Origin of the sequence: Sphingobium cupriresistens LL01 (genome assembly GCF_001046645.1) — a bacterium.
Classification (GTDB): Bacteria; Pseudomonadota; Alphaproteobacteria; order Sphingomonadales; family Sphingomonadaceae; genus Sphingobium; species Sphingobium cupriresistens.
On record NZ_KQ130436.1, the window covers coordinates 427,524 to 453,541 of the forward strand.

The 26,018-nt window shown below is 64.2% G+C and carries 31 protein-coding genes; 16 read left to right on the forward strand and 15 right to left on the reverse strand.

Going from position 1 to position 26,018, the window contains the following annotated elements:
* The 3 genes from V473_RS18530 to V473_RS18540 form a co-directional block, all read right to left on the reverse strand.
* The gene (locus V473_RS18530) at positions 1–795 is read right to left on the reverse strand and encodes an SDR family oxidoreductase (RefSeq protein WP_066608526.1); all 795 of its coding nucleotides are present in this window, start codon (positions 793–795) and stop codon (positions 1–3) included.
* A 165-nt stretch (positions 796–960) separates the two neighbouring features.
* A complete protein-coding gene (locus tag V473_RS18535; RefSeq protein ID WP_066608528.1) occupies positions 961–2,124 on the reverse strand; it encodes an acetyl-CoA C-acetyltransferase in 1,164 nt (387 codons plus the stop codon).
* Between the two features lie 48 nt (positions 2,125–2,172).
* On the reverse strand, positions 2,173–3,156 hold the full coding sequence (locus tag V473_RS18540) for an NAD(P)H-dependent flavin oxidoreductase (protein ID WP_066608531.1): 984 nt from the start codon (positions 3,154–3,156) through the stop codon (positions 2,173–2,175).
* A gap of 126 nt (positions 3,157–3,282) precedes the next feature.
* On the opposite strand from V473_RS18540, the gene V473_RS18545 reads away from it, so the two are divergent.
* The 4 genes from V473_RS18545 to V473_RS18560 are packed head-to-tail and all read left to right on the forward strand — an operon-like array spanning position 3,283 to position 6,463.
* Positions 3,283–4,254: an NAD(P)H-dependent flavin oxidoreductase gene (locus tag V473_RS18545; protein WP_066608803.1), complete on the forward strand. Its 972-nt coding sequence runs from the start codon at positions 3,283–3,285 to the stop codon at positions 4,252–4,254.
* Positions 4,251–4,682 carry a nuclear transport factor 2 family protein gene (locus V473_RS18550; protein ID WP_066608533.1) on the forward strand — a complete coding sequence of 144 codons (432 nt, stop codon included), beginning with the start codon at positions 4,251–4,253 and terminating at the stop codon, positions 4,680–4,682. The genes V473_RS18545 and V473_RS18550 overlap by 4 nt, the downstream gene beginning before the upstream one ends.
* Before the next feature lie 12 nt (positions 4,683–4,694).
* Positions 4,695–5,474 carry an enoyl-CoA hydratase-related protein gene (locus V473_RS18555; RefSeq protein WP_066608536.1) on the forward strand — a complete coding sequence of 260 codons (780 nt, stop codon included), beginning with the start codon at positions 4,695–4,697 and terminating at the stop codon, positions 5,472–5,474.
* Positions 5,474–6,463 (forward strand): NADPH:quinone oxidoreductase family protein, encoded by a 990-nt coding sequence (locus V473_RS18560; protein WP_066608806.1) that lies wholly within the window; start codon positions 5,474–5,476, stop codon positions 6,461–6,463. The genes V473_RS18555 and V473_RS18560 overlap by 1 nt, the downstream gene beginning before the upstream one ends.
* A 23-nt stretch (positions 6,464–6,486) precedes the next feature.
* On the opposite strand, the gene V473_RS18565 is transcribed toward V473_RS18560, so the two are convergent.
* The 4 genes from V473_RS18565 to V473_RS18580 all read right to left on the reverse strand — a co-directional run bounded on the left by V473_RS18565 (position 6,487) and on the right by V473_RS18580 (position 10,804).
* A complete protein-coding gene (locus V473_RS18565) occupies positions 6,487–7,542 on the reverse strand; it encodes a DUF2889 domain-containing protein (protein ID WP_066608543.1) in 1,056 nt (351 codons plus the stop codon).
* Positions 7,536–8,606 carry an acyl-CoA dehydrogenase family protein gene (locus tag V473_RS18570; protein ID WP_066608548.1) on the reverse strand — a complete coding sequence of 357 codons (1,071 nt, stop codon included), beginning with the start codon at positions 8,604–8,606 and terminating at the stop codon, positions 7,536–7,538. Before V473_RS18570 ends, V473_RS18565 begins: the two co-directional genes overlap by 7 nt.
* Positions 8,603–9,799: an acyl-CoA dehydrogenase family protein gene (locus tag V473_RS18575; protein WP_066608807.1), complete on the reverse strand. Its 1,197-nt coding sequence runs from the start codon at positions 9,797–9,799 to the stop codon at positions 8,603–8,605. Before V473_RS18575 ends, V473_RS18570 begins: the two co-directional genes overlap by 4 nt.
* 198 nt (positions 9,800–9,997) lie before the next feature.
* Positions 9,998–10,804: an enoyl-CoA hydratase-related protein gene (locus tag V473_RS18580; RefSeq protein WP_216628559.1), complete on the reverse strand. Its 807-nt coding sequence runs from the start codon at positions 10,802–10,804 to the stop codon at positions 9,998–10,000.
* A 143-nt stretch (positions 10,805–10,947) separates the two neighbouring features.
* Here V473_RS18580 and V473_RS18585 point away from each other — a divergent pair, with 143 nt between their 5' ends.
* Positions 10,948–11,217, forward strand: coding sequence for a hypothetical protein (locus tag V473_RS18585; RefSeq protein ID WP_066608552.1), 270 nt, complete (start codon positions 10,948–10,950; stop codon positions 11,215–11,217).
* Between the two features lie 3 nt (positions 11,218–11,220).
* Here the strand turns inward: V473_RS18585 and V473_RS18590 are convergent, their stop codons facing one another.
* The gene (locus tag V473_RS18590) at positions 11,221–12,024 is read right to left on the reverse strand and encodes a FadR/GntR family transcriptional regulator (RefSeq protein ID WP_148648452.1); all 804 of its coding nucleotides are present in this window, start codon (positions 12,022–12,024) and stop codon (positions 11,221–11,223) included.
* A gap of 119 nt (positions 12,025–12,143) precedes the next feature.
* On the opposite strand from V473_RS18590, the gene V473_RS18595 reads away from it, so the two are divergent.
* The 3 genes from V473_RS18595 to V473_RS18605 all read left to right on the forward strand — a co-directional run bounded on the left by V473_RS18595 (position 12,144) and on the right by V473_RS18605 (position 14,757).
* The gene (locus tag V473_RS18595) at positions 12,144–12,938 is read left to right on the forward strand and encodes an enoyl-CoA hydratase/isomerase family protein (RefSeq protein WP_066608557.1); all 795 of its coding nucleotides are present in this window, start codon (positions 12,144–12,146) and stop codon (positions 12,936–12,938) included.
* 14 nt (positions 12,939–12,952) lie between these two features.
* Positions 12,953–13,465 (forward strand): SDR family NAD(P)-dependent oxidoreductase, encoded by a 513-nt coding sequence (locus V473_RS18600; RefSeq protein ID WP_066608559.1) that lies wholly within the window; start codon positions 12,953–12,955, stop codon positions 13,463–13,465.
* 638 nt (positions 13,466–14,103) lie between these two features.
* Entirely contained in the window at positions 14,104–14,757 is a 654-nt protein-coding gene (locus V473_RS18605) for a TetR family transcriptional regulator (protein ID WP_066608562.1), read from the forward strand.
* 222 nt (positions 14,758–14,979) lie between these two features.
* Here the strand turns inward: V473_RS18605 and V473_RS18610 are convergent, their stop codons facing one another.
* Both V473_RS18610 and V473_RS18615 read right to left on the reverse strand, forming a co-directional pair.
* Entirely contained in the window at positions 14,980–15,903 is a 924-nt protein-coding gene (locus V473_RS18610; RefSeq protein ID WP_082679216.1) for an acyl-CoA dehydrogenase family protein, read from the reverse strand.
* 3 nt (positions 15,904–15,906) lie between these two features.
* On the reverse strand, positions 15,907–17,046 hold the full coding sequence (locus V473_RS18615; RefSeq protein ID WP_066608809.1) for an acyl-CoA dehydrogenase family protein: 1,140 nt from the start codon (positions 17,044–17,046) through the stop codon (positions 15,907–15,909).
* A 110-nt stretch (positions 17,047–17,156) separates the two neighbouring features.
* Here V473_RS18615 and V473_RS18620 point away from each other — a divergent pair, with 110 nt between their 5' ends.
* From V473_RS18620 to V473_RS18630, 3 genes are read left to right on the forward strand one after another with little or no spacing between them, the layout of a single operon-like run.
* Positions 17,157–17,990, forward strand: a complete 834-nt coding sequence (locus V473_RS18620; protein WP_066608568.1) for an SDR family NAD(P)-dependent oxidoreductase — start codon at positions 17,157–17,159, stop codon at positions 17,988–17,990.
* The gene (locus V473_RS18625; RefSeq protein ID WP_066608569.1) at positions 17,987–18,757 is read left to right on the forward strand and encodes a FadR/GntR family transcriptional regulator; all 771 of its coding nucleotides are present in this window, start codon (positions 17,987–17,989) and stop codon (positions 18,755–18,757) included. The genes V473_RS18620 and V473_RS18625 overlap by 4 nt, the downstream gene beginning before the upstream one ends.
* Positions 18,758–18,785: 28 nt before the next feature.
* Positions 18,786–19,670, forward strand: coding sequence for a crotonase/enoyl-CoA hydratase family protein (locus V473_RS18630; RefSeq protein ID WP_066608575.1), 885 nt, complete (start codon positions 18,786–18,788; stop codon positions 19,668–19,670).
* 122 nt (positions 19,671–19,792) lie between these two features.
* Here V473_RS18630 and V473_RS18635 read toward each other — a convergent pair whose 3' ends face one another.
* The 5 genes from V473_RS18635 to V473_RS18655 form a co-directional block, all read right to left on the reverse strand.
* Positions 19,793–20,578, reverse strand: coding sequence for an HvfC/BufC N-terminal domain-containing protein (locus V473_RS18635; protein WP_066608577.1), 786 nt, complete (start codon positions 20,576–20,578; stop codon positions 19,793–19,795).
* Positions 20,575–21,417: an MNIO family bufferin maturase gene (gene bufB / locus V473_RS18640; protein WP_066608579.1), complete on the reverse strand. Its 843-nt coding sequence runs from the start codon at positions 21,415–21,417 to the stop codon at positions 20,575–20,577. The genes V473_RS18635 and bufB overlap by 4 nt, the downstream gene beginning before the upstream one ends.
* A 90-nt stretch (positions 21,418–21,507) precedes the next feature.
* Complete coding sequence (gene bufA2, locus V473_RS18645; protein WP_066608582.1) at positions 21,508–21,780, reverse strand: BufA2 family periplasmic bufferin-type metallophore; 273 nt, start codon at positions 21,778–21,780, stop codon at positions 21,508–21,510.
* Positions 21,781–21,826: 46 nt separating this feature from the next.
* Positions 21,827–22,468, reverse strand: a complete 642-nt coding sequence (locus V473_RS18650; protein ID WP_066608584.1) for a DUF1109 domain-containing protein — start codon at positions 22,466–22,468, stop codon at positions 21,827–21,829.
* On the reverse strand, positions 22,468–23,004 hold the full coding sequence (locus V473_RS18655) for a sigma-70 family RNA polymerase sigma factor (protein WP_066608586.1): 537 nt from the start codon (positions 23,002–23,004) through the stop codon (positions 22,468–22,470). Before V473_RS18655 ends, V473_RS18650 begins: the two co-directional genes overlap by 1 nt.
* Before the next feature lie 229 nt (positions 23,005–23,233).
* Between V473_RS18655 and V473_RS18660 the strand changes: the two genes are divergently transcribed.
* The 5 genes from V473_RS18660 to rutD all read left to right on the forward strand — a co-directional run bounded on the left by V473_RS18660 (position 23,234) and on the right by rutD (position 26,014).
* A complete protein-coding gene (locus tag V473_RS18660) occupies positions 23,234–23,503 on the forward strand; it encodes a BufA1 family periplasmic bufferin-type metallophore (RefSeq protein ID WP_066608588.1) in 270 nt (89 codons plus the stop codon).
* 27 nt (positions 23,504–23,530) lie between these two features.
* Entirely contained in the window at positions 23,531–23,986 is a 456-nt protein-coding gene (locus tag V473_RS18665; RefSeq protein WP_066608589.1) for a DoxX family protein, read from the forward strand.
* A 135-nt stretch (positions 23,987–24,121) separates the two neighbouring features.
* Positions 24,122–24,856: an isochorismatase family protein gene (locus V473_RS18670; RefSeq protein WP_066608812.1), complete on the forward strand. Its 735-nt coding sequence runs from the start codon at positions 24,122–24,124 to the stop codon at positions 24,854–24,856.
* On the forward strand, positions 24,856–25,239 hold the full coding sequence (gene rutC / locus V473_RS18675; protein ID WP_066608590.1) for a pyrimidine utilization protein C: 384 nt from the start codon (positions 24,856–24,858) through the stop codon (positions 25,237–25,239). The genes V473_RS18670 and rutC overlap by 1 nt, the downstream gene beginning before the upstream one ends.
* Positions 25,232–26,014, forward strand: a complete 783-nt coding sequence (gene rutD, locus V473_RS18680) for a pyrimidine utilization protein D (RefSeq protein ID WP_066608593.1) — start codon at positions 25,232–25,234, stop codon at positions 26,012–26,014. Before rutC ends, rutD begins: the two co-directional genes overlap by 8 nt.
* Positions 26,015–26,018 lie beyond the last annotated feature (4 nt).

Genomic DNA, 26,018 nt, shown 5'->3' on the forward strand with positions numbered 1-26,018 from the left:
TTAACGGGGCGGCATACGGATGGCGCCGTCGATCCGCAGATTCTGGCCGTTGAAATAGCTGTTCCTGACCAGTTCCACGATCAGCGAACCAAATTCTTCCGGCTTGCCGAGACGCTTGGGGAAGGGCACCGACTTTTCCAGATTTTCGAAAATCTGCGGCGCGCTGTCCTTCACGCCCAGCATCGGCGGAGTGGCGAAAATGCCCGGCATCACCGAATTGACGCGGATGCCCAAATCCATCAGATCGCGCGCCATCGGCAGCACCAGGCCGTTTACGCCCGCCTTGAGCGAACCATAAGCGATCTGGCCAACCTGGCCATCCTGCGCGGCGGCAGAACTGGTCAGCACGATCGAGCCACGCTCGCCATCGTCATTGAGCGGTTCGACCGCCGCCATGCCCATCGCGGAAATCGACGCCATGCGATAACTGGCGACCAGGATGCCCATCGCGCTGAAGGCGTAATCTTCGGTCGAAAAACGCTTGAAGCCACCAGTTTCCCGGTCGCGGCTGACGGTCTTGCCGCCTTTGGACACCTGCGCGCAATGAATCAGCGCGCGCTCCTGTCCATGGGCGGCGCGGGCCTTTTCAAAGCCGGCCAACACCGAATCCTCGTCCAGTATGTTGACCTTGCAGAACAGGCCGCCAATGTCGCTGGCGACCGCTTCGCCCGCTTCCTCGTTCAGGTCGAAGATCGCGACCTTCATGCCCGCGTCCGCAAGCGCCCTGGCCGACGCCTTGCCCAGGCCCGAAGCGCCGCCGGTGACGATGGCGGCCATTCCATTGGTGATCTGCATGGCGAAACGCCCCTTTCCGTAAGAATCTGTGCCACCTATTTAACTAGGTAAGCGAAGGACGCAAGTCTTGTCCTTATGCGCCGACATAGAAAGGACCGACGCCCCCTGCACGAGAGCGCCGGCCCAGCTCCAGGGCGGGCGATGGCTAAAGCCACCGCCTTCCCGTCAGAGCGCCTCCACGATGGTCACGTTGGCGACGCCGCCGCCTTCGCACATCGTTTGCAGCCCGTATTTCTTGCCCTGCGCCCTTAGCGCATAGACGAGCGTGGCCATGAGTTTCGTGCCCGAAGCGCCAAGCGGATGACCCAGGGCGATCGCGCCGCCATTCACGTTGAGCTTGGCCGGATCGGCATCCAGATGCTTCAACCAGGCCATCGGGACGGGTGCGAAGGCTTCGTTGACTTCGTACAGATCGATGTCGCCAATCTTCAGCCCGGCCCGCGCCAGCGCCTTGTCGGTCGCAAACAGCGGTTCTTCGAGCATGATGACCGGATCGCCGGCCGTCACGGTCATGTTGACGATGCGCGCGATCGGGGTCAGGCCATAGTCCTTCACCGCCTTTTCCGACGCGATCATCACCGCCGAAGCGCCATCGGTGATCTGGCTGGATGTTGCAGCGGTGATAACGCCCCCTTCGACCAGCAGCTTGACCGCCGCCATGCCTTCGGGCGAGGCATCCCAGCGGATGCCTTCATCCATCACATGCATTTCGCTGGCGCCGTCCGCGCCGATGATCTCCAGAGGCAGGATTTCGGCGTCGAACGCCCCCGCCTTGGTCGCGCGCTGGGCGCGCATATGGCTTTCCAGGCCAAAAGCGTCGAGCATGTCGCGGGTGAAGCCCCATTTTTTCGCGATCATTTCCGCGCCGCCAAACTGGCTGAACCCTTCGATCCCGAACCGTTCCTTGATCGACGCGGGCAACGGATCGGACCCTTCGGGCGACAGCGCGGCCGAACCCATCGGCACGCGCGTCATGCTTTCGGTGCCCGCCGCGATGACGATGTCCTGCGTGCCGGACATCACCGCCTGGGCCGCGAACTGGATCGCCTGCTGCGACGATCCGCACTGGCGGTCGATGGTGACGGCGGGAACGCTTTGCGGCAGGCCCGACGCCAACACGCAATGGCGGCCGACATGCAGAGACTGTTCGCCCGCCTGGGTGACGCAGCCGACGATCACGTCGTCCACCGCTTCGCCCGGCACGCCCGCACGGGCGACCACCGCGTCGATCACCTTTGCGCCCAGATCGACCGGGTGCCAGCCGGACAGGCGACCACGGCGGCGACCACCGGCGGTACGAACGGCGGCTACGATATATGCTTCTGCCACTTCACTTGCTCCTGAAAAGAGGATGGGAATAGGGTGAGAGAATGCCGATCAGCCGGCCAACATACTGGCCAGGCGAGCGTTGACGATCGCCTTTGCGTCGCCCACGATACGATCGATCAACTGCTGGCATGTCGGAATGTCGTTGATCAAGCCCTGGATCATGCCGGCCCAGAAAATGCCCGCGTCCATGTCGCCCTCCTCCAGCACGACCCGGCCCTTGGCGCCTGCGACATAGGCTTGCACATCCTTGAACGTCGCGTCGGGTTGCGCCAGGATTTCGACGACCTTGTCCGACACCGCGCTTTTGCCGACGCGCGCGGTATTGTGAAGTTTGCGGAAGATCAGGTTCGTGCCGCGCTCGTCATTGTCGATATAGGCCTGTTTCACATTGGGATGGATCGGCGCTTCGACCGTGGCGCAGAATCGCGTGCCCATGTTGATGCCCTCCGCGCCCAGCGCCAGCGCGGCGACCAGACCGCGCCCGTCGCCAAAGCCGCCCGACGCAAGCATGGGGATCGTCACCTTGTCCGCTGCCGCCGGGATCAGGATCAGGCCGGGAATATCATCCTCGCCCGGATGGCCCGCACATTCAAAGCCATCAATCGAAATGGCGTCGACCCCTTTTTTCTGGGCGGACACTGCATGGCGGACCGCGGTGCATTTGTGAATGATCCTGACGTCAGCCGCCTTGAACATTTCCCAGATTTCGGCGACCGCAGGCGTACCGGCGGTTTCCACGGCCTTTATCCCCATGTCGATGATCGCCTGCGCATAGGCCTTGTAATCGGGCGCATTGATCGTGGGAAATACGGTCATGTTGACGCCGAACGGCTTGTCGGTCATCGACCGGCAGCGTTCGATTTCCTTTTTCAGATCGTCGGGCGTGGGCTGGGTCAGGCCGGTCAATATGCCAAAACCGCCCGCATTGGACACGGCCGACGCGAGTTCGGCGCGCCCGACCCCCTGCATACCGCCCTGGACGATGGGATGTTCGATGCCAAGCATCTGGGTGATGCGTGTTTTGAAAGCCATATTTCTGCCCGTCCCACTCTATGTCTGTGCAAAGCCCCTCGACGGGCTTATTACACCTAGTTACCTATGATCTGAGAAATGCGCTAGCCACTTTGGTGCGGCAGGACAATGGGGAAGGATGAAGGCATGTCTATCGACTGGTCGCAACTGGCATTGCCGGTCATGCAGGCGCCGATGCTGATCTGTTCCAGCCTGGAGCTGGTGATCGCATCCTGCCGCGCGGGGATCATCGGCGCCTTTCCCACTGGCAATCCGCGCGGCGACCAAAGTTTCGAAAGCTGGCTGTCGGCGATTCGCGATGCCGAGGCCGAATCGCTGGACAGGGGGGAGCGCTTCGCTCCCTTCTGCGTCAACCTGCTCGCCAGCCGCGCGATCGACCAGCAGACACGCGCGGACCGACTGGCCACCTGCCGCAAGGCGAAGGTGCCTCTGATCCTCACCAATCTGGGCGATCCCCGCGCCGAGGTGGAGGCGGCGCACGAATGGGGCGGCATCGTATTCCATGACGTGACGACGATGAAGTTTGCGGAAAAGGCCATCGCGTCGGGGGTCGATGGGTTGATGCTGGTCGGCGGCGGCGCGGGCGGCCATGCCGGTACGCTCAACCCCTTTTCCTTCCTGCCGCAGGTGCGGCGCATGTTCGACGGCACGATCATGCTGGCGGGCGGCATCGCCGATGGTAACGGCATAGCGGCGGCGCTGGCGTTGGGCGCGGACCTGGTGGTGATGGGCACGCGCTTCATCGCCACAAAGGAATCGGGCACGTTCGACGCGCACAAGCAGATGCTGGTGGATGCGCGGGCCGAGGACGTGCTGTTCACCGATGCGATTGCAGGGATGCCGGCCAGTTTCCTGCGTCCCTCCATGATCGCGAACGGGCTGGACCCCGACAATCTGCCGCTCCCCAAGGGGATGCACAGCCCCGACCTGCCCAACGGTCTGCGCGCGTGGAAAAATATCTGGTCGGGCGGTCATTCGACCGGGCTGGTCGACGATGTGCCCAGCGTCGCCGAACTGGTCGACCGGCTGGGCGCGGAATTTGCGGCGGCGCGCGATCCGCGCGACTGGCGCGCGGCATTGGCAAGGAGCCTGACATGACGATGGAAGAGATGCTGGACCGCGCGGCGATCCACCTGCTGATGGCGACTTACACGATCAATGGCGACCGGGGGCGGATCGCCGCGCTGGCCGACGTTTTCGCCAAGGATGGCCTGTTGGAATTTTCCGGCGAGCAGAGCCGGGGACGCCAGGCGATCCTGGATCGGTTGGGCACACCCGGTCAGCCCCGCGACCCCCGTCACAGCTTTACACGGCACAATCTGACCAGTTCGCTGGTGGAACTGGATGGGGACGGAGCGTCGGGCCGGACCTATTTTCAGGTCATGACCGACATCGGCATGGACCATCACGGCCATTATGCCGACCGCTTCGTGCGGACGGACGCAGGCTGGAAGATCGCCCATCGCCAGGTGCGGATCGACTGGCAATCGCCCGATTCGCTGTATCCGACATTTCCGAAACGCTGAAGGAACCGCGTCATGGACTTCATCACGGTCGACAAGGCCGATCGCGTCACCACCGTGACCCTGAACCGCCCGGAAGTGATGAACGCCATCAATGGCGGGATGCACCATGAATTGCAGGCCGCGTTCGACGATTTCGCCAGCGATGCCGAACAATATGTCTGCATCGTGACCGGCGCGGGTGACCGCGCCTTTTGCGCCGGGTCTGACCTGAAAGCGGTGGCGGAACGCGGCGCGCATCCGGCCTATCCCGCCAGCGGCTATGCCGGTCTGATCGAACGGTTCGACTGCGACAAGCCAATCATCGCCGCCGTCAACGGGCTGGCGCTGGGTGGCGGGTTCGAAGTCGCGCTGGCGTGCGACATCATCATCGCGGCGGACCATGCCAGCTTCGGCCTGCCCGAACCGCTGGTCGGCGCTATCGCCTTTGGCGGCGGGTTGCACCGTCTCGCGCGCGAGGTCGGCACGAAGCAGGCGCTGGGGATGATCCTGACGTCGCGCCGCGTGAGCGCGCAGGAAGGGCTGCGCATGGGCTTCGTCAATGAGGTCGCCCCGCCGGAGGCGCTGATGGCGACGACGCATCGCTGGGTGGGCGAGATATTGCGGGCGTCGCCCATGGCGGTGCGCGCGTCCAAGCAGGTCGTCTATCGCGGGCTGGAGGAACCCAGCCTGGCCGACGCGCTGGCTCATCAGGCCGATTATCCCGCCTACGCCGCCTGGCGTGCGGCGGAGGATACGATGGAAGGCCCGATCGCCTTCGCCCAGAAGCGGGCGCCGCAATGGAAGGGCCGCTGATGCGCCGGGCGGTCGTCATCCGCGCATTCGGGCCGCCGTCCGGCTTTGCGCTGGAGGAACATGATCCGGGCGCGCCAGGACCGGGCAAGGTCCGCATCGCCATCCGCGCGGCGGGCATCAGCTATGTCGATGTGCTGGTCGCAGCCGGGCTGTACCAGTTGAAACCACGCCTGCCCTTCGTGCCGGGCAGCGAATTTTCCGGCGTGATCGAGGCGGTCGGCCAGGGCGTGGACCCGACGCGGATCGGCGAGCGGGTGCTGGGCAGCGCTTTTGGCGCGGCGATCGGCGAAGCCTGCGTCATTCCCGCCAAGCTGGCGCTGCCCATTCCCGACGCGATGGATTTCGTGACGGCGTCGGTCTTTCGCGTCAGCTACGCCACCGCCTATCACGCGCTGGTGCAGCGTGCGCGCCTGCAAGTGGGCGAAACTGTCTGCGTGCTGGGGGCGGGCGGCGCGGTCGGCTATGCCGCGGTCGAGGTGGCCAAGGCACTGGGCGCCAAAGTGATCGGATCGGCATCGACGCCCGAAAAGCGCGCGCTCGCGACACAGGGCGGGGCCGACGCGGTGATCGACGCCGCTTCGCCGACCTGGCGCGAGGATCTGAAGGCCGCCAATGATGGCAAGCCGGTCGACGTGATCGTCGATCCCGTGGGCGGTACGGCGACCGAACCGGCCTTCCGCTCGCTCGCCTGGAACGGGCGACATCTGGTGATCGGCTTTGCCGGTGGCGCGATCCCCAAACTGCCGGTCAATCTGGCGCTGCTGAAAGGGGCGTCGCTGATCGGCGTCGATGTGCGCCAGTTCGGGGATTATGAGCGCGACCTGTCGGACGCCAATGTGCAGGCGCTGCTGACCCTGTTCGCGCAGGACAAGCTGCATCCGTCGATCGCCCGCACCTATCCGATCGAAGATTTCGTGGCCGCAATGGAGGAAGCGCAGCGCGGCGTCACCGCCGGGCGTATCGTCATCACGATGGGAGCGCTGACATAAGCCATCGCGCCATGGCGCGGGCGTCAGGGAAGATGTTTTTCCAGCGTCGGCACTTCGGCCAGCGCGCGCAGCATGTCGTTGAGATGCGTGCAGCCCGCTGTCCTGCGCAGGGTCAACAGCACCTGTTCGCGCAGGTGGGCGAGCGGCACGCCGACCAGCGCATCGGCATTGACCGGCGCGGCGCGACATTCCTTGTACGGCAGCGTTCCGGGTGTCGCCGCCACGCTGCGCAGGCGATGGGTGGCGGCGTCGGCTGTCGCGACGAGTCGATATTCGTGGATCGCGATGCGATCGCCCCCATCGGGCGCACTGGCGCTGTCCTGAAAACCGGATTCGATATGGATCACATCTTTTTCGCGCCAGACGTCGATACGGCGGGCACGGCGAAAATTGACGCCGCCGCGATCGATGAGCGGATGCCAGCCTTCGGGATCATGGGGATTGACCAGCGGCGCGACGCGCGATGCATTCTGGTCCGGCACCGCCCTGCCACCGACGGACAACGCATCCGATCCGGGTCGAAAGCCGATGCAGATGCCCTCCATACGGACGGCGTGGTCCGCCCGTTCCTGCACCGAAAGGCGCGACAGCCAATCCTGCGTCCAGCGCGACCAGGCCCATCCGCCGACCAGCGATGCGCCAGCCAGATCGTCGAGCAACAGATAGAGCGGCGTGCCGTCGCGCTTTTCGCCCGGCAGCGCCTTGTCAATTTCCGCGCGCAGATAGCCACCCGCCCGCGCGCCCGACAATCGCGCCAGTTCGGGGCGCGGCGGGGTACTGGCGACCGACAGCATCACCCGATGTTCGGCCACCACGTCGATATGCGCCGTCGCGACGATGGCGGGCGGACCGCCCTGCCAGCCGGTGACGATGTCGCGCGCATCGCCGGTGAACAGAACGTCGCCATCCTGACCGTCCGGCCACGTCGCATCCAGCGTCATCGTGCGGCGCACCGATCCCGGTCGCCGCAGCGGCGACGGCCCCCAGGGCTGACTGACCGGCGCGTCGAACAGCGGCAAAGGCGCGCCCGACAGCGCCAGGCCCTGCGCTGCGGCTTTCGGGCCGACGTCGTTCACCATCCCGCCAGATCGGCTGCGCGGGCGCGATGCGCGGTCGGACTGCCGAGATAGGCGCGGTCGAACAGCGAACGGCGGAACCAGATGTTCAGGCTATATTCCCAGGTATAGCCGATGCCGCCATGCGCCGCGACCGCCGCGCGGGCGACCGATACGAAACGATCGGCGATATGCGCCTTGGCCATGGCGGCGGCGCGCGATGCGTCATGCTGTTCGCTGTCCCAGGCATAGGCGGCGTACCACATCAACGCACGGGCAGGCTCCACCTCCAGCGCCATTTGCGCCAACTGGTGCTTGAGCGCCTGAAAGCGGCCGATCGCGACGCCGAACTGTTCGCGCTCCTTGGCATAGGCGACCGACAGGTCGAGGCAATATTGCGCCCCCCCCAACGCATCGGCCGATGCCAGCACCAGCGCCGCGTCGAAAATGCGCGCGACTCGCGCATCGCCCGGTTCGAACAGGACCGTGGCCGACGCGCCGTCGAAGGTCACGCGCGACAGGCGGCGGGTGCGGTCGGCGGACTGGACGGACTCCACCGCCACCCCCGCGCCCTTTTCCACCAGCGCCAGCCCGCCGCCCTGCGTGCCGACCAGGATCAGATGGGCCGCGTCCGCGCCGGGGACGAAGCCGATGCTGCCGCTCGCCTTGCCACCCTCCACGGTCACGGTCCAGCTTTCGGGCAGCCAGTTGCCGCCCAGCGCGACCGTCGCGACGGCTTCGCCACTGGCGATCCTGCCGAGCCAGGTCGCCTTTGCATCCCCGTCATCGGCCAGGTTGAGCGCCAATCCCGCAACGCAATGCTCCAGCACCGGGCCGACCAAGCCGCCCTGCCCCAGCACTTCCAGCCCCATGGCGAGATCGAGCAGGCCAAGGCCCGCGCCACCCACGCTTTCGGGCAGGGCGAGGCCGCCAAGCCCCAGCGCCATCAGCGCGTCCCAGCTGTCGCGGTCGAAATCGCCACCGTCATTGACGATCTTTTCCAATCGTTCGCGCGGCATGGCGTCATCCAGCGTGCCCTTGAGCGCATCCTGGATCGCCAATTGTTCCTCGGTCGGGTGGAACCTCACTTGTCCGCCTCCATGGCCAGGTCGCGCGGCAGGCCAAGACCGCGCTCCGCAATGATGTTACGCTGAATATTGGTCGTACCGCCCGCGATGGAATTGCCAAGCGTTCCCATGATCTGATCGAGCCATTTTTCCGGCCCGCGACCACGGGTTCCCGCAACCGCCGGTTCGATCAGCGCGTGATCGCCGATCAGTTCCTGCGCCAACAGCGCCATTTCATGTCCGGTTTCGGTCAGCAGCAACTTCATCATCATGCCCATGATGCCGGGCTGTTCCTGCGCCGCGGCCAGGCTGAACAGCCGAAAACTGGAATAGCGATGCGCCATCACCCAGCCTTCGATCCGGGTCAGCGCGTCGCGGATCTTGGCGTCCTTGATCGCGGGCTGGCCGTCAATCTCCATTTCCTGCGCCAGTTCGACCAGCTTGCGGAAGGTGCCGCCCAGCGCGTCGGCCGACCCGATCGAGGCGCGCTCATGCTTGAGCGTGGTGCGCGACACATTCCATCCGTCGCCCCGCTCGCCTACGATCCAGCTGGCGGGCGTTTTGGCGTTGTCGAAGAAAAATTCGTAGAAGCCCGCCTCCCCCGTCATCTGACGAATGGGCCGCCGCGTAACGCCGGGTTGGTTCAGGTCCAGCATCAGATAGGAAATGCCGCCATGTTTGGAGGCGTTCGGTTCGGTTCGGAACAGGCCGAACATGTGGGTCGCGCGATCGCCCTGACTGGTCCAGATCTTCTGGCCGTTAATGACCCATTCGTCGCCGATCAGTTCGGCGCGCGTGCGCACCGACGCCAGGTCGGACCCGGTGCCCGGTTCCGAATAGCCCTGCCCCCACATCATGTCGCCCGCCATGGTCTGACGAATGAACATATCCTTCTGTTCGGCCGTGCCCTTTTCCAGCAAGGTGGGGACCAGCATCGACATGCCGTTGCCGCCGATCTCCATCGGCGCGCGGGCGCGGGCGAACTCCTCGCGGATCACCTGCGCCTTGACCACGTCGGCCGGTTGCTCCGACCCGCCATATTGTTTGGGAATGGCGCGATAGAGATAGCCAGCATCTGTAGCCTGCGTGCGGAAATCGCGGATGAACGCTTTTAATTCATCCTTGCGCCGTTCGCCCGGCTGCCATGCGCTTTTCAGGAAGCTGCGCACGTCCTGACGAAAGACCTCGGCGCCTTCCCCATAGCTCAAATCCATCTGACCCATTCTCCCAGGGCTGTCGTTCGATACCGTTGCTGGCAATGTCATGGCACTTCTTATACAACTTAGTCAAACAACTCTATGTCGAACATGGGGGCATGGCGTGGTCATTGGGTGGGAAGCGGCAGGCATCGTGGACGCGCACGGCGTCGCGCCCTGCCCATACGGGCCGCATCGCACACCAAAAGCAGTTGTTCAGCCGCCCTTGGCGTCCTGCATCGCCTTGTAGATTTGCGCCGTCGCGGTGGTCGACAGCCCCATATTCAGCGCCTCATGGTCGAGCGCGGTTTCGAACGCGCTGTCTTCGGCGATATTGAGGTTCGCCTTCATATAACGATAGCCCATGCGCGGCCCGTTGGCGAGACGATGGGCGGCCTTGAGCGTTTCCGCGCGCAGCGCCGCATCGTCGAAGAGGCGGGTATAGATGCCCTTGGCAAGCGCCGTTTCGGCATCATATTTTTCGCCGAGCAGGAAGATTTCGCGCGCCACGCCTGATCCCACGATCTTGGTCCAGAAATAGCTGGAGCCGAAATCCCCGCCGGCGCCGATCCGGTCGAATGCGGACAGGAACGTCGCGGAACGCGCGGCGAATCGCAGGTCGCACGCCCCGGCGATGCCGATGCCCGCACCCGCCACCGGCCCGTTCACCATCGCGATCGTCGGTTTTGGCATTTCGTGCAGCAGGCGGGATGTTTCCATAAAGCCGCGCAACCGGGCGAAACCCTGCTCCACCCGGCCGCCGACGTCATTGTTCGCGGGCAGAGGCTTTTGCGCCCCGCCTTTCAGGTCGCCGCCGGCGCAAAATCCCCGCCCCGCGCCGGTGACAACGACGCACCCCACGGTGGGATCGCGCGCGGCGTCGGCGGTGGCATCGACCAGTTGCGTCATGATGCCGTCTGCCAGCGCATTGAGCTTGTCGGGACGGTTGAGCGTAATGATGCGAACCCCACCGTCATTGTCCACCAGCACTTCGGGGGCCAGCGCCTCATCCTTGTCTGCCACGCTTTCAGTCTCCACTATCAATTGACCATCGATGTCAGTCATGGTTCACTAAGTGATATAGCAAAAAGCGCAAGACGCTTGAAATCATCGGGAAAGGAAACTGATGGCTATGGACGAAAATCTGTCGCGCATGATATTTCTGCATGGGGGGCAAACAGGGCGGCTGGATCTGGAACGAGTTGATCGCGGCGCTGGTGATGCAGGCGCCGGACATAGAGCCGCCACTGATCCTGGACATCCCCGGCTGCGGCGCGAAGCGGGGCCGCGACACAAGCGGGCTTGGCCTGGATGCCGTCATTGAGGAACTGGCGCACGACATCGCATGGCCGGGGTCGATCGCTGCGTATTTGTCGGCCACTCGCACTGCGACACATACTGCGGGATCGAGCCGCAGTATGACGGTTGGACTGTAGCGATCAATCTAACACGTCGATCAAACTATCTTCCTGATCCGGCTCCAGCCACGACTTGTTTGCATTGATGACGTGCAGCCGCCAATGGGCCTCCGCCTTGTCGCCATCCCCCGCTTCGATCAACGAAACCAGCTTGCGGAAGGAGCGAATGCCGCCCAATGCGCGCTTGCGTTGAACATCACCGGAGACGGGACGTCGCTCCAGATGCTCGACCTGATAACGGGCGACTACGCCATGCAAAATGGTCGTCAAGAATAGCAGCGTATGATTGCCGCCCAGTTCGACCAGAACCCGGTGGAATTCGGCAAGGCCGATCATAAAATCGACATAGCGCGCTTCTTCGACCATCGCCTGCAATCGGTCGATTTCTACAGTCAACCGGGCGACGACGTCCTTGGGCGGCTTTTCCGCCAGACGGCGCGCGATATAAGGTTCGATCGCCAGCCGGGCTTCGTAGATGTCGCCGACGGTCGTGCCCTGCGACTGCAACACGAAGCCGGCATAGCGCGATACGCTGTCCACCCGCGGCGCATGAACGCGCGCGCCGGTGCGCGATCCGCGCCCGACGCTGATGAGCATTTCTGCCTCCAGGATGCGAAACGCCTCCCGCAATGTGGGGCGCGAAATCCCCAGCGTGACCATCAACTGGCCTTCAGGCGGCAGGAAGTCGCCCTCCTTCAATTCGCCGCGCACGATGCGCTTGCGGATATGGTCGGCAACGACTTCGGACGTCTTGGGTACGCGAATGGACACGCGGCCCGCTGTTGCCGGCGCCTGTTCTGTCATCTCGTTACGCGCGCGGGACAAATTCTTCTCCCTAAAAAGATAAACTTCGATCTAAAGCCGGCTATGGGCAGTTGGCAAGCTTGCACATATCATCTTGGCGCAATATGCCCTATCTAACCTAGTTAGAGGGGAATGTCCCGATGGAATATGAAACGATCATAGTCACCAAGGCCGATCATGTCGCCACCGTGACGATCAACCGGCCAGATGCGATGAACTCCTTCACCAAGCGGATGCTGGAGGAGTTCGATTATCTGTGGAAGGACATGTCAGACGACGACGATGTTCATTGCGTCGTGCTGCGCGCGGCCAAAGGCCGGGCCTTTTCCACGGGCGTCGACGTCAAGCAGAGCCAGACACCCGAAGGCAAGATCATGCACGACAATATCTGGACGGCGCGCGATCCGGGCGAATTTCTCGGTCCCAAGGCCAATCGCTGCTGGAAGCCGGTGGTCTGCGCCGTGCATGGCATGGCGGCGGGCGGCGCCTTCTACTGGATCAACGAAAGCGATATCATCATTTGTTCGGAGGAAGCGACCTTCTTCGACCCTCATGTGACCTATGGCATGACATCGGCGCTGGAGCCGATCGGCGCGACTTACCGTATGCCGCTGGGCGATGTCCTGCGCATGGCGTTGCTGGGCAATGACGAGCGGATCGGCGCGGAAACCGCCAAGCGGATTGGATTGGTGACAGAAATCGTCACCCTCGATCGCCTGTGGGACCGCGCCGACGAACTGGGCAGGCAGATCGCCGCCAAGCCGCCCGCCGCCACGCAGGGAACGGTGCGCGCCATCTGGGAATCGCTTGACCAGACCCGCGCTGGCGCATTGCAGACGGGCCTCAAATATTGTTTCCTCGGCAACCCCATCGGCACTGCGCAGGTCGATCGCTGGGCCATCATGAACAACAGCAAGAAGTGGGAGGTCCGCTGATCGGCGCAGGGGGAATGGTCGGGCGGGTCGCTGGCGAGAAGGCGCTGATTACCGGCGGCGCGCAGGGACTGGGCGCGGCAAGCGCATGGATGCTCGCCCGCCATGGCGCCAAGGTCGCGATCGCCGACCTGAACCTGCCCGGCGCAACCGCGGTGGCGGACGCCATCAATGCGGAACTGGGCGCAGGCACGGCCAGCGCCTTCTTCCTCGACGTGACGGACGAGGAAAACTGGCCACCAGTCATTGACGCGGCGGCGGCGATGGGCGGCCTGTCGGTGCTGGTCAACAATGCCGGCATCGCCCCCATGGGCACGATCGAGGACATGCCGACAAACGTCTGGGACCGGGCCATGGCGATCAATGTCGGCAGCGTCTTTTTCGGCAGCCGTTCCGCGCTGCGCGGGATGCGCGACCATATGCCCGGATCGATCGTCACCATCTCGTCGATCGCGGGGCCGATCGCGAGCGCCAATTTTGTGGGCTACAACACCTCCAAGGCGGCGGTGTGGATGGCCGCGCCAGCGTGATCCTGACATGATCGTCCGCACGCTCGATCTCAACCTGTGGCCTGTCGGCTTGTTCGGCCATCGCACTGGAGCGCGCCTGACGCTGCCGCCATGTGCGGAATTCATCGCTGCCCAATAGGGTGGAATAACCCAGAGATTCCACCGCAATTCCAAGATCGAACGGCAAATGGTCGCAAGCGCGTGCAACATCCATCGCGATAGCGGCCGCCAGCGGCGCATCGGTGATACGCGCTTGGATGCCCGCGATGCGATCTTCCATCCGCCCCTCCGACACGGCGACCCAGGGGGGATGGCGGCGCCATAGCGCTCGTCAGTAATATGTCGAAGGGGTCCGGGTCGAGCGGCGGACATTGACCAGCCCGATCTATCCGGCCACGATAGCGCGCATGTCCTGGCGGTATCGACAGGCCATTTTGTCCGCGTCGGCGGTCTGGCAATCGATCCGGACGATCGGCCATGTCGTCGTCCATGGCCGCGACCCTATCCATGACCTTGCACAAACGCCGGCATGGCCGCACGGGGCCCCATCGGGACCGGAGGGTTCATCGGGATTTGCACGAGCCGGGCGCTTCTGCGAAGACGAATCGAATGATTGGGAAAGGCGCCCGATCAACCGTTCGGACGCTCCAGGGTAGATTATGAAAACCGCGCTCGCGCATCCAAAACAGAATCTGAGCGGACAACGGATGGGCGCCAAGGGTCTCAAGACCCGTCGCCGGTTGATCGACGCCACCGTCGATTTGTTGAACAGCGTTCCGATCCGCGACATCAAGGTTGTGGATATCGCCGCCCGCGCCAAGACCGCATCCGCCACCTTCTACCTCTATTTCGATAGTGTGATCGAAGTGGTCTGCGCCGCGAGCGCGGAACTGGCGCAGAGCACGCCGGATGTTATGGCCCTGTTCGACAGCGAATGGACTCGCGACAACAGCCTGGAAAAAGCCTCCAGTCTGGTTACATTGTATATCGGCTTCTGGGACGAACATCGGGCGCTGCTGCGCACCCGGAATCTGGCGGCCGAGGAGGGCGATGAACGGTTCGTCCATGTGCGCGAGGATTCGGTTCGGCCGCTGCTTGTCGCGCTTGCCGCTCTAATCGCTACGGCGCAACAGGCTGGGCGGTCCCCCGCTTTCGCCCCTGCGGCGGCGACGTCGGGCACGATCATGATGATGCTGGAGCGGCTGGGCGCATTGCAGCATGTCCATCGAACAGGCAGCGAGATCACCCTGGAAAGCATGGTAGCCGCGTGCGCGCAGCAGATCGCGATCAGCGTCGGCTTCCCGCCCGCTTGATCGGCGCAGGCCAGCCTCTGCTGCGTTCTGCGCCCGCACATCGATCATAGCTCTCCGTCCGCCTTCACCTGCTTATGCAGGTCGAATGAGAGAGCGGCCCGGCGCAAGAATTTCGCATCCTCGAAAAGAGTCGAGGAAAGCACAGGGGCTGGTGGCGTGTGACGACAAACCGCCAAGCCGCCGCGAAGGCGTCGTTCATCAACCGGACCGGCCGGCGGAAGCCTAAGCCGCCTTCTTGCTCCACAGTGCGTCAAATACCGAGATGGCGGCCGCATCCGCGCCGCCTAATTCGGCCTGGAGCGCGCGCAGGCGGTAAGTGAAGAAATGCAGCTTATGCTCGGCCGTCACGCCCATGCCGCCGTTGAACTGGTGCAGGTCGAAGGCGAGCTTGCCGACATGATCCTGCGCATAGGTCGCCGCGATGTCCGCCGCGACCATATCGCCCGACCAAGCCGCATGTAACGCCAGCATCCGCATGGCGCAGGCGATCTGGTGGCATTGGGCCAGGCGATGCTGCACCGCCTGGAACGATCCGACCGGGCGACCGAACACCATGCGGTCCTTGACATGGCGCACCGTCACCGCGACCGCCGCCTGCGCCGCGCCTGCGCATTCGACCGCGATGGCGACGCGGTGCCATTGGCGCAGCCGCGCTGCGTCCCCCACGGGCCGGGCGGACGCCATATCCGGCGTAGCAGCGAAACGACCATAAGGATAAGCGAGGATGGATTCGACCGGCGCCACCGCAACGCCCGAAACATCGATCAGCACCGCCTGTCCATCCCAATCCGCCAGCCCGTGACGCGCCACCGGCAACAGGCGCTGCGCCTTGGCGAGATCGCCCGACAGCAGCGCCACCGGCCCGTCCAGCGCCTCGCCCAGCAAGGCGGGCGCCACCAGCGCCGACGCGCCGACGCTCGTCACCACCGGCAATTGCGATATTTCCATCACCACCAACGCGGCTTCCAGCATCCCCATGTCGATCCCGGCGCGCAGGAAGCCACCTGCCGCCAGCGCATCCTGAAGATCGGCGGCGAAATGGCTATAGTCACGCTCATGCCCCGGCGGCATGTCGCGCCATGGCGCGCCCAGCGTGCGGACGGCATCGACCAGCATCTGCTGATCCCCGTTCAGTTCCATTTCCATCGCCTATCCTTTGGGCAGGTCGAGCGCGCCGCGCGCGATCAGGTTGAGTTGCAATTCATAGGTGCCCGCCGCAATGGTCGCGGCAATATTGCCCCGGTGGAATTCGCGTAATATCGCGTCCCCGCCGGTCAATATGTCGGGCAGATAGTCCATCAGGAAATGAGTGAGGTCGGTGCAGGCCTCCGACGCTGTGATGCGGCTGATATTGCCGTTGACGCTGGGCGGCGCCTGCCGCGCGCGTTCGTCCACCACGACATAGGTCAGCAGCCGCGCCGCCTCGAACTTCGCATGGATGCGCCCGGCCCGCGCCTTGATGATGGGATCGTCGCCGCGCCCCTCCACCGTCAATTGCGCGACGGCGCGGTCGAGCAGTTTCTTGCCGACATGATAGCGCGGAATCCCAACCCGCTCGAAACTGAGCGCATAGGTGATGATGTCCCACGCCTTGCCCTCCTCCCCCACCCGCGCGCGGTCGGGGACGAAGACGTCGGTGAAGAATATCTCGTTGAGATGCCCGTCGCTCACCAGCCCCGGAAATGGCTTCACCTCTATCCCCGTCGAATCCATCGGCACCAGAAAAATGGAGATCGCCTTGCGCTCGACACCCGTGCGGGCCAGCAAAAAGCAGAAATCGGCTTCGTGCGCATAGCTGGTCCAGATTTTCTGGCCATTGACGACATAGCCGCCATCGACCTTTTGCGCGCGGGTCTGGAGCGCGGCGAGATCGGTGCCCGCGCCGGGTTCCGAATAGCCCTGGCACCAGATCACCTCGCCCCGCGCGATCCGGCCCAGATGGTCCGCCTGTTGCTGGGGCGTGCCATATCGCATGAGCGTCGGACCAAGCCAGTTGACGTTCATATATTGGGGACCGCGTGGCTCCCCCCGCCATTTCATCTCCTCGGCCAGGATGAACTGTTCCCACGGGTCCGCGCTCTCCCCGCCCCATTTTTCGGGCCAGTGGCGCACCAGCAATCCGCGCTCGGCCAGTTGCGGGCAGAATGTCCGGCTGAACGCGATCTGATCCGCCGAACCATAGCCCTGCGGCGCATAATGGGTGTCCCAATCGGCCGGGAGCAATGCGTCCAGTGCGTCGCGCACCCTTTCGCGATAGGCGCGCTGATCGTGGGTCCAGGCGAACTCCATGGCCATCCTCTCCTTTTTTGATGCCGATACCGGGGCGGCCTGCCCGCATAGAACATTGACAGGGTTTCCATGTCAACGTCAGATAGTTTCCAGTAAATGGGAGAGAGGCAATGTTTGACCTGAAGGACAAAACCGTGGTGGTGACGGGCGGCGGACGCGGTATCGGGCGCGGCATCGCCCGCGCCATGGCGATGGCGGGCGCCGATCTCGTCATCAGCGGCCGCAGCCTCGGTCCGCTGGAGGAAACCGCGGCCGAACTACGCGCTTTAGGTGTCCAGGTCGTTGTCGCACCTGGCGACATCATGCGCCATGACGGCATCGCCGAACTGGTCACAACTGCGCTCGCTCTCAAGGGACGCGGGCGTATCGACTGCTGGGTCAACAATGCCGGCAGCGCCGCGCCCGGCGACGTCGGCCCGTTGATCGATATGGACGAAGGACAATGGGATCGGGTCGTCGACCTCAACCTCAAATGGACCTTTTTCGCGGCACAGGCGGCGGCGCGGGCGATGCGCGACACCGGCGGGTCAATCATCAACATCTCGTCGCGCTCAGGCTCGCAACCCTGCCCGATGACCGGCAATTATGGCGCGGCCAAAGCAGGTGTGGAAAGCCTGACCGCGACGATGGCGGTCGAATGGGGGCATCTCAATATCCGCGTGAATGCCATTGCGCCCGGCGTCGTTCTGACCGAAAGCTCCTCGGCGATGACCAGTGAGAGCCGCCGCCGCCGCCAGATCGAAACCGTGCCTTTGCTGCGGCTGGGCGCCGTGGACGATATCGGCCCGCTCGCGGTCTATTTCGCCGCCGACGAAAGCAGCTGGACGTCGGGCACGGTCGTGCAGGTGACCGGCGGCAGTCGTATTCCGGTCGGCGCGCTATCCTATCTTCACAAACGCAGCCAGGAAGCCTTCGCCCGCCAGGAAAGTCCCGGCACGCCATGAACGACGACGCCCCACCCCGTCAGCGCGCATCCGACGCGATCGCCGATCAGCTGCGCCGCGAAATCGCAGCGGGCCTCTTTGCCGACGGGCTGCTCGATCCCACGCCACGGCTGATGCAACGCTTCGGCGTCTCGCGTCCCACCCTGCGCGAGGCCTTTCGTATGCTCGAAAGTGAGCGGCTGATCGAGGTGCGCCACGGCAGCCGCGCGGGCGTGCGCGTGCGCCAGCCCAGCGGCGAGGGCGCGGCGCGTGTGACCGGCCAGAGGCTGCAAGCGGCGGGGACGACGATAGAGCAGCTATATGAGGCGCGGCTCGCCTTCGAACCCTTTGCCGCGCGCCTGGTCGCGCAGCGCCGCGATCGCCGCGACATCGGCCATTTGCGTGCCGCCCATGCCAACCTAGATGCGCTGCTCGACGCGAAGCATTGGCCTGCGCTGGGCGCGGCTATGGCGCGGTTTCATCACCTGCTGGTCGAATTGACCGGCAATCAGTTGCTGACCCTCACCGCTGATACCATCGCCACCCTGCTCGAACGGCACCAGCGTAATCGCAACGCAACTCTGGACGAGCCTGTCGATCCCGACGCGGCCTGGCTGTCCTTTCGCGGCCTCGGCGTCCGGTCTGTTGCGCGGCTGATCGCACTGGTCGAGGCTGGCGACGCAGATGCCGCCGAAACCCACTGGCGGCTCCATGTCGAAGGCGCCAACGATTATTGGCTCAAGAATGCGGATCGCTATGCCGTCATCGACGTCATCGGCGCCCGCTGACTATTCCCGACATCAGGAGAAAAACCCCATGTTCGAAACGATCCGCTATGACGTGGCCGACGGCATCGCCACCATCACCCTCAACCGGCCCGATCGTCTCAACGCCTTCAATGCCACCATGGCGCAGGAATTGATCGCCGCCTTCGACCGCAGCGATGCCGACGATATGGTGCGGGTCGTGATCGTCACGGGCGAAGGCCGTGGTTTCTGCGCCGGCGCGGACCTGGAAGCGGGTGCGGACACTTTCAACTATGCCGTGCGTGAAGATGGCCCCGTAGGCGCCGACGGCAGCATCGACTGGTCCCACCCGGATGTGCGCGACACTGGCGGTCTGGTCAGCCTGCGCATCTTCAACAGCCTTAAACCCGTGATCGCGGCGATCAACGGCCCGGCGGTCGGCGTGGGCATCACCATGACCCTGCCGATGGACATTCGCATCGCCGCCGAAGGCGCGAAGATCGGCTTCGTCTTCGCCCGGCGCGGCATCGTACCCGAAGCGGCGTCAAGCTGGTTCCTGCCGCGCCTTGTCGGCATCAGCAAGGCGATGGAATGGTGCGCCACCGGCCGGGTCATGCTGGCGGACGAGGCGCAGGCGGGCGGCCTGTTGCGCTCCGTTCACGCGCCCGATACGCTGCTCGACGTCGCGCGCGGTATCGCGCGGGAAATCGCCGACAACACCGCCCCCGTTTCGGTGTCGCTCACCCGGCAGATGCTCTGGCGCGGTCTGGGTTTCAGTCATCCGATGGAGGCGCACCGCATCGACAGCCGCGCCGTCTATGGCCGTGGGCGCAGCGCCGATGCAAGCGAAGGCGTAACCAGCTTTCTCGAAAAGCGCACGCCCGTTTATCCCGACAGCGTCAGTCAGGACATGCCGGGCTTCTATCCCTGGTGGGAAGAGCCGGAATGGCGTTAAAGCTAAGAGGTCGATCCATCTCTAATTTTTATTCGCACCCGACCTATTGAGCGAGTCGGGCGTTGCGGGCTTGGCCGCATTGGTCCACCCTCGCCTTGCACCGTAAACGGGGCAGAATTGCGCTATGGCATGAAAGGCGGCGCGATGCGGATCGAACTGGCGTGAAAAATATCGGTGATCAGCCCTTCTCCGATCCATTGGCCCAGCAAGGCGCCGGCCGCCCTCACGCCAGCTTCCTCGCCCAGCCGATCGATCAGCGACGCGCATAATGCGCTAAAGCTGGCGCCCGCAACGGCATCAGCCAAAATGTCGGCTTCGACCGTTCCAATCGCGCGAAAACAGGGTGTGAAGCCCTGTCGCCACACCAGCATGGCGCCGGGTTCAGGGAGCATGGCCGCGGCCGGCGGTTGTTCTTGCGCCGCCAGCGCCGACCAGATCGCGCCTGCATTGGTGATCGCTGGACCAATGCTGAGCGTCGGCACGAAAATCAACGATGCTTCATCCCAATCCACCCCCGCCAGCCTCTCTGCGCTGACCGGATCGGCATCGCGTCCCTCGAACGTCCGAGTCAGCGCATGGTCCAGCCAGGTCAGTTCCTCCACTTCGCGATCGTCGGGATAGAGCCGCGCCAGCGTCCGGTCGAACCCGTCACCATAGACGCCCAGCGTCCAGCCATGGGGCGGCCTACCGTCGATATGCGCGCGCGCGGCGGTCATGAACGCCTCGTCGCCCAGCCAGAGCGCCGTTTTTTCGAACATCTCATGCAGGCAATCGGCCAACCGCATATGGTAGGCATTATGATAGACATCCAGCCCGGCTTGCGCCGCGCCATCCACCCAGGCCGCCATCGATCCGGGCCGGTCGGTCAGCCATCCGGCGAAATCGCGCTGCATCGCGGCGAGGCTCATGCCGCCCGCCTCCGGTCCATCGTCGCGATCGCGCGGGCCATGTCGAGTTCGGCCAGCAAGTCGGCAAGCGGGGGAATGTCGTCGTCCCGTTCGATCATGGTCGCGACCGGCCCGACCCGGCGGCAGGCTTCGGCGTAGAGCGCCCAGACCGGCGGCGGCACGGGCTGGTCATGCGTGTCGATGAGGCAATCGCGGCCTTGGCTGTGTCCGGCCAGATGAATCTGGCGCACGCGGTCGGCCGGCACGCCATCGAGATAGGTCATGGGATCGAAGCCATGATTGATCGCGCTGACATAGATATTGTTCACGTCCAGCAGCAGAGCGCAGCCGGTGCGCGCGCACATCGCGTTCAGAAATTGCCATTCGGTCATGCTGTCGGCGGTGAATTGCAGGTATGTGGAGGGGTTTTCGATCAGCATCGGCCGTTCCAGCACGTCCTGTGCTTGCAGAATGTTGGCGCAAACCAGATCGAGCGCTTCCTCGGTATAGGGAAGCGGCAGGAGGTCGTGCGCGTTGAACCCCGCGATCCGGGTCCAGCACAGATGGTCGGACACGAATAGCGGATCGACATGGTCGACCAATGTTTTCAGGCGTGCCAGATAGGCGCGATCCAGCCCGTCGGCCGATCCGATCGACATCGACACGCCATGCAAGGCCACCGGATGCCGTTCGCGAATCTGATCGAGGATATGACGGGGACGCCCGCCATCGATCATGAAATTCTCGGATATGACCTCCACGAAATCGACCGGCGCCGTGCTCGTCAGGAAATCCTGATAGTGCGGCGTGCGCAGGCCAAGGCCGAAGCCGTCAAAGGAGGCGATGGGGGTGGCGGTCATCGGCACGCTCCGGGAAAGGGGGAGGCCCGGCCGGGGGTAAGCCGGGCCTCGATATCGCGCACGCGATGGGGGCGTGCGCGAAGGCCGATATTATTGAGCCGCGGGCTCGGTCAGGCTGCCGCCGGCGGCGGTGCATTTTTCAGCCGACATCTCCTTGAAGCCCTGCCCCTTGCAGCTGTTCAAGCCCTTGCAGTCATTCTTGGCGGTCTTGCAGTCCGACGTGCCCTTGCAGCTATTGACGCCATAGCAATGGGTGGTCTTGGCGGCATCGGCCGCAAAGGCCGGAGCGGCGGCCGAGATGCCGGCGATGGCGAGCAGCGCAGCGGTGGTGGCGATGCTGACGCCGGACTTGATGCTGGTCATGAGATGATCTCCGAAGAATATTGCCGCCGCGATGGTTACACATTATCTACCAACGCAGGAAACGCGGCCCGATCAGCGCACCGCTCAGCGTCGCCAGAACCATCCCCAGCGTGTACCAGGTGAGGACGAAGGTGGCGGACGCTTCCGGGCAATGCAGGCCATAGAGCGTTGCCGAACAGGCGCCGGACGCCAGCCCCGCCATTGCGCCCGCCAGACGCAACCGGGTTGGGGCCAGGCGACGAAAGGCCCAGAGCAGGCCGGCGAACAGCGGCACGGACAAGCTTGCCACCAGCATCGAACATCGCGTCCAGCTATGGCCCAGCCAGAGACGCTGCCAGCCATCAACCGGGGTTCGGATCAGTTCGCTCACGGCGGCGGCCAGCAAAAGGCCGAACGGCAGCGCCAGCAGCCAGAGCCAAGGCGCGCGCGCCGCATCCGGCCGGGCCAGATGCAGCGTCGCGGCGATCGCGCCGATCCCCAGCGAGAGCGTGTAGGCCCATTTCATCCAGAACGGGAAAGCCTGCATCGCGACCCCCAGATCGGGCCGGAACCCCAGCGCCGCGGCGATCGCCGCCAGCGTGACGATGCCGCCGCTGGCCAGGCCAATCCCGACCCTGCATTCCACCGCATGGCGCGGAACCGGGCGCGCATCGCTCGCCAGCGCGCGGATAAGGTCTTCGGTCTGCATCACCCCTGTCCCCTCAACCGCGCGGCCAGCGTTTTCAAGCCCCGATGGACGGAAACCTTGACGTCGGCTTCGCTCAGGCCGGCCGCCTGCGCGGCCTCCATCACGCTCAGCCCATCGACCTTCGTATCGCGGATCGCCTTCGCCTGCTTGGGCGACAGGCCGCCCAGCAACCGGTCGAGATCCATGCGCGCGGCGCAGGCATCCTCGAATCCTTCCGCGACCAATATCTCTTCCAGTCCCTCGATCTGCACCATGGGCCGGGTCCGGCGGAACTGGTCGATCATCTTGTAGCGCGCGACCGCATAGACCCAGGCGACAAAGGGCCGGGTCCGGTCATATGTCCCGCGACGGGCGTGAATGGCCATCAATGTTTCCTGCACCAGATCCTCGACATCATCGGCGGCGCCGCGCAGGCGGCGTCCGAAGAAGGATCGCAGCAACGGGACGAGCGCGCCGAGCAAGGCGGTATAGGCATCGGCGTCTCCATCAAGACCGCCGATCATCCATATCCTGAGCTGTTCTTCGCTCGCCCGCATACGCACTCCCGAACAACCATTCGTGGCTAGAGGCCCAATGGTTACAGCGATGCGGCGGAAAAATGCTGCGCGACCATTTTCTGCGCCATCTGTAACGTCTTTCCGTTCCGCCGCGAAGAAGCTTCCGTAACCCGGCCCGCTTGGCCTCCCAGGGTTGCCGTGCGACGGAGCCGCCGCAAACGGCTCTGTCGCATGTGAGGCCATCCCGCTTTTTCGACGGAGAAATATCATGTCATCGACCCCGGCCATATTGGCCGCCGCCCTCGCCATCGCGATCACGACCGGCGCCGCCCATGCCGCAGAGCCGACCAAGCCCATGGAAAAATGCTATGGCGTGTCACAGGCCGGCAAGAATGACTGCAAGGCGGGCGCGGGCACCAGTTGCGCCGGCACGTCGCGGATAGCCTATCAGGGCGACGCCTGGAAACTGGTGAAGGCCGGCACCTGCACCAAGATCAAGACGCCCAAGGGCTTCGGGTCGCTGACACCCAAGGCGTGATCCTTCCTGATCCTGCGGAGAAGAGCGATGATATCCTTTGCGCGCCATTATGCTGAAGCCTGCGATCGGCTGACCATGCTGATCCCCGACAATCTGCTGCTGCTGATCGCGCGTCTGGGCATCGCCGCCACCTTCTTCCTGTCGGGCCGGACCAAGGTGGAGGGTCTGCTGACCATCACGCCCTCCACCTACGAGCTGTTCCAGACCGAATATGCCTTGCCGCTCATTCCTCCGAACGTCGCGGCACATGTGGCGACCTATTCGGAGCATGTCTTCCCGATCTTGCTGGTTCTGGGCTTGTTCACCCGACCAGCCGCGGCCGCATTGCTGGGCATGACCCTGGTGATCGAGATATTCGTCTATCCCGACGCCTGGCCGACTCATCTTGTCTGGGCGGGATTGCAGCTCTTCCTATTCGCGCGGGGCGGGGGCGAATGGTCTCTGGACCGGCTGATGGGCATTGAACGCCGGCAGCAGAAATAGCGGAGTCCGAAACTCCCGATCATAGGTGGCGCCTGGCGCGCGGAAGGTCGGCTTCTGCGCGCCAGGCGCCACAGCGTCGAGCGAACAGGTCAAACCCCGCTTGACGATTTGCCGCACCTGCTCAATCCTGCGTCGGTGAACGATGCCATCATAGATCCCGCCCCCTCGCGTCCCGGCCCTTCGGCGGTGCTGTCGGCGCGACCCGAAGCGATCCGGCTCGATGCCGCGACAACGGCGGTCATCGTCGTCGATATGCAGAACGCCTATGCCAGCCAGGGCGGCTATGTGGACGAGGCCGGTTTCGATGTCGGTCCCGCGGCGGGCGTCATCCCGAAGGTCGTCGACGTCGTCGACGCGGCGCGCTTGGCGGGCATACCGGTGATATTCCTGCAGAACGGCTGGGATTCAGCCTATGTCGAGGCCGGCACGCCGCTCTCTCCCAATTGGCATAAATCAAATGCGCTCAAGACCATGCGCGCGCGGCCCGCGCTTGCCGGGAAGTTCCTTGCCCGCGGCGGCTGGGACTATGAGCTTGTCGATACGCTTCCGGTACAGGAAGGCGACCTTCGCGTGCACAAACCGCGCTATTCGGCATTCTTCAATTCGCAGCTCGATTCCGTGCTGCGGGCACGCGGCATCCGCACGCTGATCTTTGCCGGCATCGCCACCAATGTCTGCGTCGAATCGACGCTGCGCGACGGCTTTCATCTCGAATATTTCGGCGTGCTGCTGGAAGATGCGGTGCATCATCTAGGGCCGGACTTCGTCCGCCAGGCCAGCCTCTACAATGTCGAGACATTCTTCGGCTGGGTAAGCAGCGTCGCCGATTTCCGCACCGCCGTCGGCCAACTTCCGCCAAAGGAGTCCTGATGCCTTTCGAACCGATCAACCCGCCTCAGTTCCCCACGCCCATCGCGCCCTATTCCGCCGGGGCGAAGGCGGGCAATACGGTCTATGTTTCAGGCGTGCTGGCATTGGGAGAAGGCGGCACGGTGCTGCATATCGGCGATGCCGCCGCGCAGACGCGCCATGTGCTGGAGGTCGTCAAGACCACGATCGAGGCGGCCGGCGGTAGCATGGTGGATATCGCCATGAATCACATTTTCCTCAAAAACCTAGATGACTATGCCGCCTTCAACACGGTCTACGCCACATATTTTCCGGGTGACAAACCCGCGCGCTACTGTGTCAAATGCGAACTGGTGAAACCCGACTGCCTGGTCGAGATCGCCTCGGTCGCGCATCTTGGCTGAGGCGGCAGGGCTTTACTATGAAACACACGGGAGCGCGAATGCGCCCGCTCTGATCCTGTCCAGCGGCCTGGGTGGCTCGGCGCGCTATTGGACGCCCAACCTGGCGGCCTTGGCAGAACATTTCCATGTCATCGCTTACGATCATCGCGGCACCGGCCGCAGCGACCGCATCCTTCCCGACACCACATCGGTCGAGGACATGGCTGGCGACGTGATCCTGCTGATGGATGCTCTCCGCATCGCGCGCGCGCATTGCATCGGCCATGCGCTGGGCGGGGCCATCGGCATCCAAACCGCCATCTGCACGGAACGGATCGACCGACTGGTCGTCATCAACGGCTGGCGGTCGCTTTCGCCGCATACGCGGCGCTGTTTCGACGCACGCCTCGCGCTGCTGCATGGCGCAGGCGAGCAAGCCTTTCTGGAAGCGCAGCCGCTTTTCCTGTATCCGCCAGACTGGATCGCCGCCCATGACGACGAACTGACGGCAGATCTAGACTACCATATCGCAGCATTTCCCGGCATCGAGACGACCGCCAAGCGCATCGCCGCCGTCCAGGCCTATGCGCCCGATCCGGCGGCGCTGGCGGCGTTTGAACAGTTGCTCGTCATTGCCACCCGCGACGACTTTCTCGTGCCTTTCGCCACCGCCCTCGATCTCGCGGAGCCGGTCGCCCACGCGGCTGTCGCCACGTTCGAATGGGGCGGTCATGCCTGCAACGTGACCGATCCCGGCCATTTTAACCGCATCGCTCTCGAATTTCTCAGGAGTTGAAATC